At 35.6% G+C, this 16,526-nt stretch carries 13 protein-coding genes and 1 pseudogene; 1 reads left to right on the top strand and 13 read right to left on the bottom strand.

Annotated features, from left to right (window positions below; all coding sequences use genetic code 11):
• Nucleotides 1-50: 50 nt before the first annotated feature.
• From ACZLXV_RS10010 to ACZLXV_RS09980, 7 genes are all read right to left on the bottom strand, one after another.
• Entirely contained in the window at nucleotides 51-1,397 is a 1,347-nt protein-coding gene (locus ACZLXV_RS10010; protein ID WP_022223565.1) for an MATE family efflux transporter, read from the bottom strand.
• Nucleotides 1,394-2,545, bottom strand: coding sequence for an ABC transporter ATP-binding protein (locus ACZLXV_RS10005; protein WP_022223564.1), 1,152 nt, complete (start codon nucleotides 2,543-2,545; stop codon nucleotides 1,394-1,396). The genes ACZLXV_RS10010 and ACZLXV_RS10005 overlap by 4 nt, the downstream gene beginning before the upstream one ends.
• A gap of 34 nt (nucleotides 2,546-2,579) precedes the next feature.
• Nucleotides 2,580-3,293, bottom strand: a complete 714-nt coding sequence (locus ACZLXV_RS10000; RefSeq protein WP_482383315.1) for an HAD family hydrolase — start codon at nucleotides 3,291-3,293, stop codon at nucleotides 2,580-2,582.
• A 40-nt stretch (nucleotides 3,294-3,333) separates the two neighbouring features.
• Entirely contained in the window at nucleotides 3,334-4,650 is a 1,317-nt protein-coding gene (locus ACZLXV_RS09995; RefSeq protein WP_482383314.1) for an ABC transporter substrate-binding protein, read from the bottom strand.
• Between the two features lie 113 nt (nucleotides 4,651-4,763).
• Nucleotides 4,764-5,726, bottom strand: coding sequence for a carbohydrate ABC transporter permease (locus ACZLXV_RS09990; RefSeq protein ID WP_482383313.1), 963 nt, complete (start codon nucleotides 5,724-5,726; stop codon nucleotides 4,764-4,766).
• Between the two features lie 53 nt (nucleotides 5,727-5,779).
• The gene (locus ACZLXV_RS09985) at nucleotides 5,780-6,664 is read right to left on the bottom strand and encodes a carbohydrate ABC transporter permease (protein ID WP_022223560.1); all 885 of its coding nucleotides are present in this window, start codon (nucleotides 6,662-6,664) and stop codon (nucleotides 5,780-5,782) included.
• Nucleotides 6,665-6,722: 58 nt separating this feature from the next.
• Entirely contained in the window at nucleotides 6,723-8,225 is a 1,503-nt protein-coding gene (locus ACZLXV_RS09980; protein WP_482383312.1) for a CehA/McbA family metallohydrolase, read from the bottom strand.
• A 283-nt stretch (nucleotides 8,226-8,508) separates the two neighbouring features.
• Here ACZLXV_RS09980 and ACZLXV_RS09975 point away from each other — a divergent pair, with 283 nt between their 5' ends.
• Complete coding sequence (locus ACZLXV_RS09975; RefSeq protein WP_482383311.1) at nucleotides 8,509-10,395, top strand: fructose-1,6-bisphosphatase; 1,887 nt, start codon at nucleotides 8,509-8,511, stop codon at nucleotides 10,393-10,395.
• Between the two features lie 112 nt (nucleotides 10,396-10,507).
• On the opposite strand, the gene ACZLXV_RS09970 is transcribed toward ACZLXV_RS09975, so the two are convergent.
• The 6 genes and pseudogenes from ACZLXV_RS09970 to ACZLXV_RS09945 form a co-directional block, all read right to left on the bottom strand.
• Nucleotides 10,508-11,479, bottom strand: coding sequence for a hypothetical protein (locus ACZLXV_RS09970; protein ID WP_482383310.1), 972 nt, complete (start codon nucleotides 11,477-11,479; stop codon nucleotides 10,508-10,510).
• A 400-nt stretch (nucleotides 11,480-11,879) separates the two neighbouring features.
• Nucleotides 11,880-12,128, bottom strand: a complete 249-nt coding sequence (locus ACZLXV_RS09965) for a flagellin (RefSeq protein WP_482383339.1) — start codon at nucleotides 12,126-12,128, stop codon at nucleotides 11,880-11,882.
• Nucleotides 12,129-13,552: 1,424 nt separating this feature from the next.
• Nucleotides 13,553-13,979: pseudogene (locus tag ACZLXV_RS09960) on the bottom strand (flagellin N-terminal helical domain-containing protein); the annotation flags it as partial.
• Between the two features lie 323 nt (nucleotides 13,980-14,302).
• Nucleotides 14,303-14,545 carry a carbon storage regulator gene (locus tag ACZLXV_RS09955; RefSeq protein WP_022223555.1) on the bottom strand — a complete coding sequence of 81 codons (243 nt, stop codon included), beginning with the start codon at nucleotides 14,543-14,545 and terminating at the stop codon, nucleotides 14,303-14,305.
• A 491-nt stretch (nucleotides 14,546-15,036) separates the two neighbouring features.
• Nucleotides 15,037-15,636: a tyrosine-type recombinase/integrase gene (locus tag ACZLXV_RS09950; protein ID WP_482383309.1), complete on the bottom strand. Its 600-nt coding sequence runs from the start codon at nucleotides 15,634-15,636 to the stop codon at nucleotides 15,037-15,039.
• A gap of 329 nt (nucleotides 15,637-15,965) precedes the next feature.
• Nucleotides 15,966-16,268, bottom strand: a complete 303-nt coding sequence (locus ACZLXV_RS09945) for a hypothetical protein (RefSeq protein ID WP_482383308.1) — start codon at nucleotides 16,266-16,268, stop codon at nucleotides 15,966-15,968.
• Nucleotides 16,269-16,526 lie beyond the last annotated feature (258 nt).

Here is a 16,526-nt window from a genome sequence, read left to right as displayed (position 1 = left end):
TAAATTATACGCAAAAAGACTGTATCAGGCAAGAAAAAAATCCGAAAGGCTTAACTCTCACGCCATACAAAAACTATTATTTCCGTCAAAACTGCCGCTGCAACCGGTTCCATCCATATGCCTGTTATTCCCCAAATCATCGGCATTATAAAAAGAAAGGCCGGTGTATATACAATCGCTTCCGTATATATTATGGCTGCCGCCTTTCTGTGTTTCTTCCTGCCGTTCATTATTGTTATGTCAAGCCTGTTTAGTCCGTAAAAAAACAATGACAAACCTGTAATGCGCAGTCCTCGCACAAAATCTTTATAATTTTCACTGCTCAGAGAAAATACCTTATGGAATGACGGTGCGAAAACAAATAACAGAAGTGTTATCACTATGGATGTAAATATTACAAGTCTGGTGACCACACCTTTTATCTGCGCTTCTTTCTCTTTCATATCATTCTTTACTGCACACATACTAAAAAGTGGCTGTGCTCCATCTGCTATCCCCGTAAGCATACTCTGTGCCGGAAATGCCAGATATGAAATAACCGCATAACATGCCACGGTTTTACTTCCTCCATATGAAAGGCACTGATAATTTGTAAGCACAAGCACCCATGTCGGAAGAAGCGATATTCCAAATGAAGCTATTCCTCCAAATAAAATTTTTCTAATATAAATAAATGAACTTTTTTTGTATGCATCTTCAAATTCTGTCTGTTTTGCATAACCATCCGCTCTTGTCACACCATGCACTTCATACGATTTTTTCAACACTCCTGATTTTATTATGCTCACCAACGCTATAATACTTGTAATCACTTGTGAGAGTATAGTTCCAAGTGCTGCACCTTTTATCCCCAGCTGCAAAATAACAACAAATATCGTGTTAAACATTATATTTGAACAAACTCCGATTATGGTAGCAGCCATTGCCTGAATCGGCATATTCAGATTTCTTACAATCGGTACAAGACCGGCACCAAACAATTGCAAAATTGCTGCCGCTGATATTACCCTTGTGTACTCTGTTGCAAGAGTGTACACCCTTCCACCTGCTCCAAGTATTTTCATAAGATATGGTGCTGTCAATTCAAAGAAAATACCATATAAAATGCCAATACACGCTAAAAAGACAAAAGCGTTTTTTAAAAATTCTTTTGCCTCTTTTTCCTGTTTTTTACCATGTGAAGAAACATAACATATTCCGCTTCCGACACCTATCCCAATTCCGCTTGATATGATAAACGCCGGAACAGGCCACGCAATATTTATTGCCGCAAGCCCGTCCTCTCCTATATTTCTTCCTATAAATAAACCGTCTATTATAGTATTAAGTCCGCTTATGACCATACAAAACATCGCCGGTATGCAGTTCCAAAATACTTCTTTTCTTATACTTTTCATCTTATTACATTTTCCGTTTCCGTATCAAAAAAACGGATTTTTGATTCATCGAATCCGAAATGATACTCCAAATCTTCTATAAAATCTCCACTTCCCTCAATACGTATTGTAACATTATTAAAAGTATTTTCAACTTTTTCACCATTTTCTTCCTGCTCACTTGATTCAAGATGCAGATACGAAACTGCTCCGTCAGGCTCATATACTCTTAATCTCGCTTTAAGACCGCTTTGGAACATATCGTCATCCATTCCCCTGACCTGTAAAAATATATCCTCCGGTCTTATTCCGACATATATTTCTTTATCAAAATACCCTCTTCTTCTCAAAAGTTCTGCGTTTTTTTCTGATAATTTGTAACTGCCGAGTCCGGCAATCCCAAGATATACATCTCTTTTTTGCTGTACAACTTTTGCTTTCCACACATTCATCTGGGGAGTTCCAATAAACTGTGCCACAAAAAGATTTGCAGGATTGTTGTAAAGTTCTCTCGGTGCCGCTATCTGCTGTATTTTTCCGTTGTTTAACACGACAATCTTTGTTCCAAGTGTCATTGCCTCTGTCTGGTCATGCGTAACATACACAAATGTCGCATCTGAATGTTCATAAAGTTTTTTTATTTCCATACGCATCTGTGTTCTTAACTTTGCATCAAGGTTTGACAGTGGTTCATCCATAAGAAACACCTTTGGAGTTCTTATAAGTGCTTTTCCTATTGCAACTCTCTGTTTCTGTCCACCTGAAAGCTGTCCCGGCTTTCTATCCAAAACTGCTTCAAGACCAAGTGTTTTTGCAACTCTGTTTACATTTTTCTTTATCTCTTTTTTTGGTGTTCTCTTTATTTTCATACTGTATGCTATATTGTCGTAGACAGACATATGCGGATAAAGAGCATAGTTTTGAAAAACCATTGCTATATCACCGTTTGTTGCCATCTTTTTATCAAGTGTCTTTCCATCTATATATATATTGCCTGCCGTTGCCTTTTCAAGACCTGCTATCATTCTTAATACTGTCGATTTCCCGCATCCTGAAGGTCCGACAAAAACGACAAACTCATTATCTTCAATCTGTAAATTAAAATTTTCTACAGCAAAATTTCCACTGTCGTATTTCTTTTCTATTCCATCCATCAATAACTCTGCCATATTTCCCTGCTTTCTGCTGTCTATAAAATTATTTTTATCTTAAAACATCTATTTTTTCCCAGTTGTAAATCAACTGGGAAACATCATCCAATATTAAATCTGCATTTTTATTTAGTTCTTCTTCTCCATCAACACCACTGAGCACACCTACAGCCAATGCCCCACCATTTTTGGCAAACTGCATATCTGTATTTGTATCTCCTACCACCATTATCTCATCGGAATTTATTCCGAATTTACTTTTAAAATCTTCTATTATATCAATCTGAGGTTTTGGTCTTAACCTGCCATCATCCGAACCGAGATATGAAAAAAACGGCATTATTCCGAGACTGTCAAGACATTTTATTGCTGTCTGCTTCGTATCGGCAGTAGCAAGACCTACAATTATGTTTTTGTCTGAAAGCCAATTAAATAATTTAGGGAGATTAGCAGTAGGAACAATATTTGCAGTGCTTTTAGTCACCTCATTAAAATAAAGTTTTTCAAGCTGTTTTGAATATTCATGAAGCCTGTCTTCATCAGCATTTATCCCAAAAGCTTTTAAAACTGCATTTGTCATATCGCAATAAGTCATTGCGGCTATGCTTTTTCCAATAGCAGATTCTGCCTTCAAAACATTCTTTTTATCAGCATCTATGCCAATTTCATTTAAAAAACCGGGAACAACATTCTTAGTTGCCTCATTCCACAACTCATCAAACTTCAAAAGCGTGCCATCCTTATCAAATAAAATTCCCTTAATCACTGCATTTCTCCTTAAATATAATCTTATTTTTCTATTTAGATTAGTTAGATACAGAAGCCATTGCATCTTCTGCTGTCTTCTGTGCCTCGTCAAGTGCATCTTTGGCAGACACTCCCTCTATTTCAACTTTGTCAGCTGCAACTTTAAGTGCATCATAAATCTTTCCGCCTGTAGGGTCAGTTGGAAGTACTGAACCATGTGAAGCCTGCTGAAGCGGTACAAGTGCCTGCGGATTTTTCTTTGTGTAATCCTTAAATTCTTTTACATCCTGTGTAGATTTTCTAACTGCTACATATCCTGTTTCCATAGACCACTTAGCCTGATTTTCAGGTGTTGTAAAATATTTCATAAATTCATAAGCACCCTTCTTTTCCGCATCTGAAGAATTTTTAAGCATAACAAGATTCTTAGCTTCTGCTGCCGGTGCTGACGCATTGTTTCCAAATCCCGGCTGCTCCATAGCACCTACAATACTAAAATCAAGGTCTGCCTGGTCACCTGATGAACCTGTATAACCGCCTGCTTTATTCTGTAAAACATCATCAATTGTTGTGTACCAGTATTCCCAGCCCTGTCCTCCTGAATGGATTTTCATTATCTTGTCATCATGAATCCACTTTTTAAAGCTGTCCCATACTTCAACCCATGCATCGCTGTTTATACATACAGTCTTTCCGTCATCGCTAAACATGCTTCCACCGTTGCTTAATACAGCATCAACAAGATTATCCTTGCCCCACATAGGCTCCCACCCTGTCATATCCTTATTTTTCTCTTTAACTTTCTTTGCCGCATCAGCGAGATCCTGCCATGTTTTTATGCTTGCCGGCTCAATTCCGGCATTCTTAAAAGCTTTTTTATTGTAATATAATACCTGTGTTGTTCCGTATGCAGGTATGGCAAATGTCTTTCCGTCGTCATCGACACCCTGATTTAAAAATACTTCAAGATAATCATCTTTATTAAAATCAAAATCGTCCTTTGTATATGTGCTTATATCTTCAAGTACATTTTTCTGGTCAAGTGTTCTTGAACTGTTCACATCTAAAAGTGCAATATCCGGTGCCGTACCACCTGCTATACCTGCCTGTACTTTCTGATACGTTTCATCATAGTCAGCCTGAGTAACACATTTTACTTCATAATCAGACTGGGATTTATTAAATTCTTTAACAATATCTGCTACAACATTTACTGCTGTCTTTCCGCCTGAATACCAAAATTCAACTTCTACAGGTCCGTTACTCTTTGAATCTCCTGTCGCTTTTGTTGCTGATTTAGAACTCGTTCCACATCCTGAAATAAGTCCAACCGTCATACTCATCATCAACGCCATACATAATAATTTCTTTCTCACAATAATCCTCCTAAAATTTTCCATTTTTGTATTGCATACTAACAACTAATGCCACGGATTGATTCATTGCTGTGCAATTTTCGCAATCCTGCATTATATTTACAGACGCCCGTTTATCCCTTGACCCCCGTATCACCGCCAATGCCGTTAATAAACCATTTCTGCGTAAAAGCAAACATAATTAAAAGCGGTACAACTATAACAGCACTTGCAGCCATTACTTTCGGCCATTCCGTACCATAAGCTCCTCCTTCTATAAAGAAACTGCGAAGCCCCTGTGATACAAAACTTATATTTTTATCATTAGTTATAAGTGATGGCCACATATAACTGTTATACATTGTAATAAAACTCATAAGACCAAATGTTATAAATGACGATTTGGTCATAGGCATAACCACTTTCCACAAAATCTTCATGTGTCCTGCCCCATCCATTTTTGCCGCTTCTATAAGCGGTTTAGGCACCTGCATAAATGCTTGTCTCAACAAAAATATTCCAAATATATTTATCGTATCTGATATTATCAATCCCGTATAACTGTTTAAAAGTCCGAGTTTAGCAAGTATTATGTAACTTGGTATATATGTTGCTGCCGCTGGAAGCATATATGTTCCCATAACTATAGCAAACAATACCTTTCTTCCCCTGAAACTCATAAATACCATCGCATATGCAAGCATAGCCCCCGTTACTATCTGTATTGCAACTACCGCAATGCTTACAAACAAACTGTTTCCAATATATTTAACCATCGGCGAAGCCGTAAAAATACTTACAAAATTGCCCCATTGTGCCTTTGCAGGCAGTAATTTGGATACGTCCATCACTTCTGCCTTAGTTTTCAATGCACTCAGTATCATCCATATAAAAGGAAATACAGTAAATATCCCCGCTATAATAAGAACAAACATTTTCCCAAATGCTTTTCCGAAATTTCCAAAGACTTCAATGCTTTTTTCTAATGCTGCATTTCTCTCTGATGCACCGTCTTTGTCTGTTTTTGTAATTGATGAATACGTTTTTTTTGTACCAAAACCCGTATATTTATTTTCATTTACTATATTTTGCTGCATCTTTCTCTCACTTTCTAAAGTCTCATTTACGATTTTTTACTCCACAATCTGCATCAATAATGAACCCATTTTTTAGAAATAATAAACTGAACTACTGACAGCAATACAGTTATCGCTATAAGAACTATTGCTACTGCTGTTGCCTGTCCCATATCGTATTCCTCAAATCCAAGCTGATAATACATATAAAGAAGTGTTCTTGTAGAACCTGACGGACCTCCCTGTGTAAGTATCTGAATCTGATCATACGCCTGAAGTGAATTTACCATTGTCACTATTAAAAGAAAAAATGTTGTCGGCGATATACAGGGAAGTGTGACATCCCTAAAACGCTGCCACGCATTTGCACCGTCAAGTCCATTTGCTTCATAAAGTTCAGATGGTACTTTTTCAAGTGCAGATAAATAAAATATCATTGCATATCCCAGACTTTTCCAAACCGTAACTATTATTACCGACAAAAGTGCCGTCTGAGAACTGTTTATCCACTGCAATGCCGGCAGATGAAAGAACTTCAACACTGCATTTGCCAAACCGCTGTCAGGATTAAATATCCATGTCCAAACAATTGACACCGCAACAGTAGGTGTTATCCACGGCGAAAAAAGAATAAACTTAAAAAATCCGCTTCCTTTAAATGCCTTTCTAAGAAGGAGTGCAAGCAAAAGACCTCCCGCTATAGTCGGAAACAATGTTCCTACGCTGAACCATACTGTCGTTCCAAGTGCCTCATAAAATCTGCTGTCTTTAAATAATTTGATAAAATTATCAAAAAAAACAAAATTGTATGTAGGTGACATATAATCCCAATCCGTGAAGCTTATGTATAATGACTTCAAAATAGGATATATCCAAAACACCATAAGCGGTATAAATGCCGGAAGTACAAAAAGCCATACACTTCCTATTTTCCTTAATTTGCTGTTACTGCTAAACATTAAACTCTCTCCATTTCTCTAATCTATTTTGTTCAAATTTATTATGATTTTTCAGCTTTTATTCACCTTTCCAAACTTTCACGGCTTCACCAAATGTCTTTAACTTTGATTTTTTTCTTCCGTGAAATACCGGATTTACATAACCCAAAAATCCATAGTCTTTTGATGTTACCTCAAATCTTTTCCACTCCCATTCCATCGTGTGCCAATTTGTAATAACATCTGCCATATATGTCCGTTCATCCCTTTTTTCAAGTCCAATTTCTTTTTTTATCCCATTTTCTATAAGAAACAATTCAGGAACTATGTCTTTTCCGTATGTTTCCTCATTTATCTTTATTGTCACACTTGCAACAAGATTATTTTCAAATTCAGATTCGCTGCTTATCTCTATCCTGTCACCGGGAAGATACTCATTATTTTCATAAATAAAATAAGTTTCCATTGTGATATATCTGGTAACTATGACATGTCCTTTTGAAACTGCCTTTAACAGATTAGAAGGTGTCATTCCATCCATATATACCAATGTTGCAGGGTCTCCCGGCACACTCGGCTCATCTGCCCCCTCGTACCTTTCGTCTATGAGATTATGTGAGTCACTTCCTCCCAGTCCGAAAACCCTAAATCCATGCTGCAACAAAAAATCTATAAATGATATTGCATTTTCGTTTGCCGATTTTGCATATTCATATGTAGGATCATTTATTATCTCCATAAATCTTAAATTTTTTAATTTAAGATTGTAATATGTCCATTTCCATATATGCAGGAATGGATGGTTTATGCTCCAAAGCCATTCCTTTTCATCAGCTTCCCTGATTGTGTATTCAACTTCCTGGCTTATTCTTTCCTCACCGTCATGTTTTAAAATATGAGTAAGTCTGCCCGGCGTTCCAACACACCCAAATATATTGAAATGTCCCAAACTTGTTGTAATCTCAACCCCCGGTAAAACCATAATCTTTGTATCAGGCCATCCGGTATGCAAAACATTATGTTCTGTCGGGACATAAAAATCCATTCCCATTTTTTCCGCTTTTTTCATAGCATTTCTCGTTGTCTCTTTTCCGTCAGACAATCTTGTATGCGTATGAAAATCTCCCTTATACCACCTGCTGTCTCTGTTGTAATTTCTGTCAAAATCAAATTTTTCATTCCCTATCCAGCATTGTTCTCCCACCGGCTCTTTTACCGAAGATATATCATCAGAAACAGTCAGTTTAACATCGAAACTGTTTTCGCCAAGACGCTGCATAACGTATTCTCTAAACGCACATATAACAAATTTCCATCTGCCCGTCGGAATCTCTCCCGCCGTCCCTCCGGCAGTAGTATGCATTCCATCACGTCCTATAATAAGTGTTCTCGGACCATAGCCGATTTGTCTGCACATTCTAAATCTGCCATTGCTGTCCTTTACTATTATGTAACAAAGTAATGCATACTCTTTTGGAATATTTATTTTTATGTTCATATTTTCTATATGAGAATTGACTTCTACTGTTTTTTCCTGCCATATACTCCCATCTTTTTGGATATGATATGTTAAAGTTTCCATTATGCTCCTCGCTAACCTTGTATAATCAACTGTTTCAATGTATTGTTACTATCCACACCTGCTGTATGTCTGTCAACAATGTATGTCCTTTCCTTTGACACAAACAAATCTTAACAGGCTAATGTAAAATTCATAACCATCTAACTGAAAAGTTTTTGTAAAAGACTGTAAAATATTTGTCATTGTCTCCAAAAAGCCATGCATCTTCTAAGTACAAGGTACAATATATGTGGTATAATTAGATAACTTAAAATTTTAACTAAAACAATAAAAGAGGTGTAACATGGAAAACAGCAAAAAATACCTGAAAATGCTCTCACAGAAATATCCTACAAAGCAGGCTGTGAGCAGCGAAATTATAAATTTAAGTGCTATCTGCAACCTTCCAAAAGGTACTGAACATTTTATGAGCGATATTCATGGCGAATATGAAGCTTTCTGCCACATTTTAAATAATTGCTCAGGTGTTATACATGAAAAAGTTGATTTATTGTTTCGTGACACACTCAGCAGCGTTGAACGCCGTGAGATATGCACACTTATTTATTACCCCAAAGAAAAACTTGAAATGCTCCATAAAGAGCACGAACTCCCCGAAGAATGGTACCGCATGATGCTCGGCAACCTTATTGAAATTGCCAAACTCCTCTCTTCAAAATACACACGCTCAAAAGTAAGAAAAGCCATGCCAAAAGAGTTTGCTTATATTATAGATGAGCTTCTGCATGTACAGAAAGATGAGGATGACAATCAGGTTCGTTATCACAAAGTAATTCTTGATACAATATTAAATATCAATAATGGTGACGAATTTATTATTGCACTTGCAAATCTTATAAAAAGGCTTGCCGTAGACCATCTCCACATTGTCGGTGATATATTTGACCGAGGTCCATGTGCTGATATGATTCTTGATTTACTTATGGAACATCATTCTCTCGATATTGAATGGGGTAACCATGATATATTGTGGATGGGTGCAGCATGCGGAAATAAAGCATCAATAGCCAATGTAATAAGAAACAATCTAAAATATAATAATACAAGAATTCTCGAAAACGGATATGGAATAAGTCTTAGAAACCTTGCCCTTTTCGGAGAAAAGACATATAAGGACAAAGAGCCTATGGACGCAGCCCTAAAAGCAATATCTGTTATTTTGTTTAAACTTGAAGAGCAGATAATAAAACGTCATCCCGAATATGAAATGAATGAAAGACTTCTTCTCTCAAAAATAAATTTGGAAGATTTTACTATTTCTATTTCAAATAACGATAATAAAAATAAATTTATTTACAAATTATCCGATATTGACCTCCCTACCGTCAATCCCGACAATCCTTTGGAACTTACCGAGCAGGAAAATGCACTGATGGACGAACTTCAGGCAGCTTTTATCGGAAGCACCCGTTTACAAAAACATATTAAATTTTTATATGAAAAAGGCAGCATGTACAAAATTTTCAACAGCAACCTTTTATATCATGGCTGTGTTCCTCTTGATGAATATGGAAACTTTGACGGAATCACACTTGACGGTATTGTATATCAGGGCAAAAAATATCTTGATTATGCCGATAAAATGGCAAGACTTGCTTACCTTGACAACGATAACCAAAATGCCCTCGATTTTATGTGGTTTTTATGGGCTGGACATAAATCTCCGCTTTGCGGCCGTGTCATAAAAACTTTTGAAAGAAGTATGATAAAAGACGAAAAAACATGGCATGAGCCGACAAATCCATATTACCGTTTTTATCATGATGAAAAGACCTGCAACATGATACTTCACGAATTCGGTCTTTTCTCACCCGAATCACATATTATAAACGGACATACCCCTGTCAAGACAATCGAAGGAGAATCGCCTATAAGAGCAAACGGAAAACTTCTTGTTATAGATGGCGGTTTCAGTAAAGCATATCATGAAACAACCGGAATTGCCGGATACACCCTTATATTCAACTCACATGGAATGAGAATAAAAGCACATCATCCTTTTGAAAGTGTATATAAAGCACTTAGAGACAATAAAGATATTGATTCCGAATCTGAAATCGTTTACACAGCAAACCCAAGAATACTTGTCAAAGATACCGAAAACGGCAAAAAGATACATGATGAAATTGAAGATCTCAAGACGCTTTTAGAGAGTGATATTGTGAATTAAAAGCCGGTGTTCTTCATTGTCGGGAAGTATTTTGATGTACACTTTAAAAAAGGTCCTGCCATATGGCAAGACCTTATTCATTTACACATTCTTCAGATTATCTTTGAAACAGTCATCGTTTTGAGTATTCCCTAAGATACTTTGCAATCTCTTCCCTGTTCAATTTATATTTCATTGCTATCTGATTCTCTATTTGACTTTCAGACATACCTAAATCCTTTAGTATTCCTATAGCTCCGATAATTCTCCCATTTTTTTCGCCAATTTCAATGCCACGCTTTTCCCCCCGTGCCTCACCTGCTTTTTCACCTTTCCTATACTGTTCTTCTCTCTCAAGCCTCATATGTTCTTCTTCGTCATATTCAAATATTGTCATAGAAATCACCTCCGCCTTATTTTTTATAAAAAATTCTTTTAATATTCCCTCTTCTATACATTCATCTACCGACTTCCTGACTGCTTCTTCATATGTCATGCCTTGTTTATGATAGAATCTTGTCTTGTCTACATACTTTATATATCCATCAAGTTCCGGACACCTTCTTTTCAACTCTTCATTGAAATTTGGATTTACATTATACTGCGTTACCATAAGTTCCAATTCCGGTTTTTCGTTTTTACATTTATATGCATTTGACAATTTTAAAATTTGATTTTCCGGCTGCTCAGCACTTCCATAATATAATGTTACAAAGTGTGGTGTCGGTATCTCCTGTATGTATTCTGAATACAAATTTAATTCATGCTCCGCTATATATTTTTCATATTCATTTGCCACATATATAAGTGTTCTAAGCGGCATATTCGGGTTAAAAGTTGTCTGAAACTCTGTCAACAGCATATTAAAATGTAAAATTATTGCATTATCATTTTTTCTCCCTATATAAATTGCACTATTTAATGTAACAATTTCTAATTCATCAGGATCTGTGTAATCAGTTTTCATAATGCTATTATACAAGGATAGCGATTCTTTCTTTCCTGAAAAAAGTTTATATGCAACACCATCTTTATGATTTCTGTAAATTCCTTTATTTTTTTCTCTGTTATGTGCTTTTGTTTTCTTCTCCTCATTATTTGTCATAAGCATTCTCCTTTCGTCTATGCGGATAATAACATGAAAATCCTACTCCATATCATTCTCCGCTTATTCTATTGTCGTATACCGGTTATATAAGCAAAGAATCTTTATGAAATCAGATTTTATGAACATGTGTATCTCACATTCAGATAATAAGAGTATTTGCTTAAATATATATTAACATGATATTTTTGGGGACGCAATATTGTTTTTATTCTTTATTCCATCTGCATTTACAAAAATTACAAATTATATTACTATATTTCACACCTAAAGTATAAGCTATAACAAAAACCGCTACGAAATACATGAAAAAATCATATATTCCGAAGCGGTTTTTAATCCTTACTATTTATTTTACAAATATTAAAAAGTAAAATAATTTTATTCCAGCATCAAGATACTACTGTAAAAGTGATAAAATACCCTGTGTAGAGTTCTTTGCCTGTGCAAGCATAGACTGACCTGCCTGAGAAAGGATATTACTGCTGCTGTAATTAACCATCTCCTCTGCCATATCTGTATCACGAATACGAGATTCCGCTGTCTGAGTATTTTCAGATGCAGTATCAAGGTTCTGAATAGTATGCTCAAGTCTGTTCTGAACAGCGCCCATCTTAGCACGCTCTGTTGATACCTTCTGAATAGCCATATCATATGCATTAATTGCCATAGAAGCTGATGACTGCTTTGTTACTTCAAGGGCATCACCCTCTTTGCCTTCCTTATTCTGAACTATGTCAAGATCAGATGCTTTCATTGAATTGATTCCAAGCTGCATTTCCTGACCTGCATTTGCACCAATCTGAAGACGAACTGCCTCTTTTCCTACTGCAGCTTCTTTACTCTCGACCATAGCCTGTGACGTGATTGTAAGTGTATCACCTGCTTTAAGATGATCTGCATTTGAAATTGTAATAACTGTATCATCACCTGACTTATTCTTAATATTGATTGTAAGATTATTTTTATCATCAACCTTTGAAGCTATGCTAAATGAATCACTGGCACTGCTTCCAAAAAGGTCTGTAATATTTATAGGTGAAGACTCTGTATTAAGGCTATCAAGCTTTGCCTTTGCACTATCAACTTTTGCCTGATATTCTGCTTTTTTGGCATCAGACGGATTAGTTAATCCATTTAAATCTGTTTTTGCTTTTTCATAATCTACTATAGCTGATGTAAGTTCAGTATTTCCCAAAATATCACTTACATCCTGAAGTTGTGAAAGCTGTGCTTCATTAGTCTTATTTGTAATTTCAACGCCTGCAAGTGCTTTTATATTTGTATCAAGAGCACCCGTTATCTCATCAGCTGCATCTTTTAATGTTTTTGTAGTATCCAGTCCTGCACTTTTTACTGCTGCTATTGCAGTTGCATTATCAGCCCCTATTCCTGCTGCAATTATTGTATCAGTTGTTTTTAATCCAACCGGAAGTTTAGTTGTAGCATCTGTTGAAAACAGATTTGTAAGTGCTGTTTTTGCAGCTGTTATCTCATCTGAAGTACCTGCTCCATCTGCAACACCATCCTTAACAAGTGCATCTTTGTAATTTTTGATAGCATTTGTCAAATCTTCTTTTGTAACACCATCTTTTAAGAAAGTAGCTCCTGTTGTTGTATTGGTATTTGTCTTAGCAAGTGCCATAATATTATCAACAGTTTTTTCAATTGAGTCATTGTTTTTCTCAACTGCTGTATTTGAATTATTTACATCAGTCTGCTTTGATGTGATTGCTGTTTTAACGGCATCAGCAGCTGACTTGATATTTTCTGCTGTTGAGCCATTTGCATTGTAACCTGTATTTGTCACGCTCTGCGCCGCTGCCTGCAAAACAGGATCTAAAGTTACAGGAGTTCCTCCTGTTACAATACTATTAATCTTTGTCATCATATCATCAGATAACTTTTGCTGTCCTTTTACTGACTGTCCTGCTGAAAAGTCCTTATTAACTTCAAGTCTGATTACATCTGTAATTCCTGACTTTGCTGAACCGTCTGTTGTAACTGTTGCAGACACAAGGCTGTTTCCAAAGCTTGCATCTGTCTTGATTGAGCCGGCTTTTTCCGATACGCCACCTGTTCTTGAACCGTCAAGAAGCTTCTTTGTGTTGAACTCTGTTGTGTTTGCGATACGGTCAACTTCCTGTGTAAGCTGGTCGATCTCGTTCTGAATCTGAGTTCTGTCGTCGTCTGTTGCTGTATCGTTTGATGCCTGTACCGCAAGCTCTCTCATTCTCTGAAGAATACTGTGTGTCTCTGTTAATGCACCTTCTGCTGTCTGTATCATTGAGATACCATCCTGTGCATTTGAAGAAGCCTTATTTAAGCCTCTTATCTGTCCTCTCATCTTTTCAGAAATTGCAAGTCCTGCTGCATCATCAGCGGCTCTGTTGATTCTGTAACCTGATGATAATTTCTCTGTTGATTTTGAGAGTGAATTTGTTGTGATTCCTAACATTCTGTTAGCGTTCATAGCTGACATATTGTGCTGTACTACCATAATATTTTACCTCCATGTCTTTCATTTCTTACGCCAAAATCCTTTTATTAGACGCATTTTCTTTTAGTTTTCATTGTTTCAGCCGGAATTTTTCTACAGATTTTTAATTTACATCTTCTTCCTTTTCAATTAATGAACATTTCTCTTCATCGAAGAATTATCCCTCGCTTTTAGCTTGGTCAAATATTATCTTTCATTCCTGACTGTATTTTCCGGCATCGAAATATAGTGGCTGTAATACATTTCTGCTTTCGATGCCGCTATATAATAAAACCGCTGCCTAGGTTCAGCTGTTTATTATCTCTGTCACTTTCGTTTTTGTGTTAATGTTTTGTTTTTTTCCTGTACTTTTCAGGATGTTCTTTTTCCTCGTAATATGTTGGAAATTTAGCTGCAAGCTCTTTGTCTTTCATATATTTTTTGATAGCCTTGCTTCTGACTATCTTTACTTCTTTTGGAGCATCAATCATAATTCTGTGATGATTTCCTGTTCCTCCTAAAAAGATAATCTTTACATTGTCTCCAACCATGAGATACTCTTCGTTTTCTACCGAAAGTCTTAACATTCACATTACCTCCTTGTATTTTTTGTCCGGCATTCATTTAAAATGCTATTCAATATCCATTTTTTATTTTTAATTGTTTTCTATTTGTTGCTGATTACACAAAACATGCAAACAATAACGTTTCATAGACTGAATAAAAATAAAATTTAACGGAATATTATAAAACAAAAACTGCTATCTCCTTGCCTTGTAAATGAAAATGTAACAGAATAGTCATTGTGTTACATTTTTTTGCGAAATTGTATAAAAACACGCTTTAAACTTTGTGGTTAAACAGATAATGAATTTTGAAATATAATGAAATTTTTTTGAAATTATCCGAAAATGATTTGAGAAAAGATTTTTGAGAAAACTAAATGACAAACTACGACTATATATAGAAATTTTTAGATGACAAATAGACACAAGATTTTATTTGTGTCTCCATGATAGAATTTTTATTTTTAGATTTTCTTAATTGTATATAATCACAGCAATACATTTTAAATGTATTATAAATTGACAAGGCTAAAAACTTCGTCTTTATCATCCTGGTCTATCCCAAGATACCTTGTAGTTATTTTATATGATGAATGATTATAAATGCTTGTAAGAAGTGCTGGTGATACACCATTTTTCCATGCATGATACCCAAATGTTTTTCTAAGCGAATGACAGCTTACATTATGGCTAATCAAACATTTTCCTGCTGCGTCAGATATTATCCGAAATGCTTGTATCCTGCTAATAGGCTTACACTCAGACTTTTGACCAAGAAAAATAAACTGTTCCATCACTTCACACAATTTTACTTTTTTTGCAAAAATATCTTTTAAGAAGGATGCCAACGCTTCTTTTAAATTGTTGTTGATAAAAATAGTTGTTTTTTTGCCTGTCTTTTGCTCTTTGACATCAATATGAGATTTAAAAGACAATAAATTTTCATTGTAAACATCTTTCCAGCGAAGCTTTAAAATATCAGAAATTCGCAAAGCCGTGTTAAGTCCACATACAATGAGAAGATAATTTCTTTTATTAGGTTTTACTTCACAGTAGTATTTTTTTAACTTATCTACTTCTATAATGTCACGAATAGGCTGAGTGAGTTTCATTTCTATAAAACCATCCTTTCAATTTTTTGAATAAATTTTAAAAAAAGCTAAAGTTTCCAATTTGACTGCCGATAAATAAAGTGTAATAAAAAATGTAACACAATGACTATTGTGTTACATTTTTTATTTTCAATAATTATACATTATTTTCTACTCTTTAAAATATTTATAATGATTTATGATAAATAATGAAGCTTATAAGACGCTTTTAGAAAGTGATATTGTGAATTAGGAGTTAATTTTTTTATTGTCGTGAAGTTCTCTTGATGTATCAATTTAAAAAGGTCCTGCCATATGGCAAGACATTATTCATTCGTAAAAATACTGGTTTATTTAGCTGTATGCCCTCCATTTATAATCTTTCCTGCTACCACAGCTATCACAATAGTTACCGCCATATCAGGCAATGTATTTCCCACAGGTATATCCACCGTCATAAGATAACGATAAAGTATAAATCCTATCACCCATATAACAGCATTTGTTATATCAGCTTTCTTACTGCTTTTATCTGATTTTAATATAAAATAGTCTGCTATCTGTATAGCAATCATAGGTGCAAATGCTGTTCCCGTAAGTATCTCTGCTATCGACAAACCTGCACCAAACCAGATAAGTCCATTGTGAACCACCCATTGTCTTAAGCCAATGGGCTTCCTGCTTCATCGACCTCGTAACCTACTATCTCCACAGGCGTTAATTTGGGCAGTCCCTGCCCTATATATTTCTTTATGCTATTTGTCTTAATCCTTCTGTCAGTATATTTTTCGCTGCATTGATATCCCTGTCAAATTCTCTGAAACTATCACTTGGTTTTCGCTGATAATCTCATGTGAAACTTTATGTAGATAATCTTTTCTTATATTCCTTATTTTCTCATGGCATAATGC

The sequence above is a fragment of the Butyribacter sp. genome (assembly GCF_056818865.1).
This window is presented reverse-complemented; position numbering and strand designations above follow the sequence as displayed.

What these genes read in the sequence shown, in the direction of transcription:
- ACZLXV_RS10010 (WP_022223565.1), bottom strand. Translation starts at nt 1,397, where the DNA reads ATGAAAAGTATAAGAAAAGAAGTATTTTGGAACTGCATACCGGCGATG.
- ACZLXV_RS09965 (WP_482383339.1), bottom strand. Translation starts at nt 12,128, where the DNA reads ATGGCTATTCAGAAGGTATCAACAGAGCGTGCTAAGATGGGCGCTGTT.
- ACZLXV_RS09990 (WP_482383313.1), bottom strand. Translation starts at nt 5,726, where the DNA reads ATGCAGCAAAATATAGTAAATGAAAATAAATATACGGGTTTTGGTACA.
- ACZLXV_RS09955 (WP_022223555.1), bottom strand. Translation starts at nt 14,545, where the DNA reads ATGTTAAGACTTTCGGTAGAAAACGAAGAGTATCTCATGGTTGGAGAC.
- ACZLXV_RS09970 (WP_482383310.1), bottom strand. Translation starts at nt 11,479, where the DNA reads ATGACAAATAATGAGGAGAAGAAAACAAAAGCACATAACAGAGAAAAA.
- ACZLXV_RS09980 (WP_482383312.1), bottom strand. Translation starts at nt 8,225, where the DNA reads ATGGAAACTTTAACATATCATATCCAAAAAGATGGGAGTATATGGCAG.
- ACZLXV_RS10005 (WP_022223564.1), bottom strand. Translation starts at nt 2,545, where the DNA reads ATGGCAGAGTTATTGATGGATGGAATAGAAAAGAAATACGACAGTGGA.
- ACZLXV_RS09975 (WP_482383311.1), top strand. Translation starts at nt 8,509, where the DNA reads ATGGAAAACAGCAAAAAATACCTGAAAATGCTCTCACAGAAATATCCT.
- ACZLXV_RS09985 (WP_022223560.1), bottom strand. Translation starts at nt 6,664, where the DNA reads ATGTTTAGCAGTAACAGCAAATTAAGGAAAATAGGAAGTGTATGGCTT.
- ACZLXV_RS09950 (WP_482383309.1), bottom strand. Translation starts at nt 15,636, where the DNA reads ATGAAACTCACTCAGCCTATTCGTGACATTATAGAAGTAGATAAGTTA.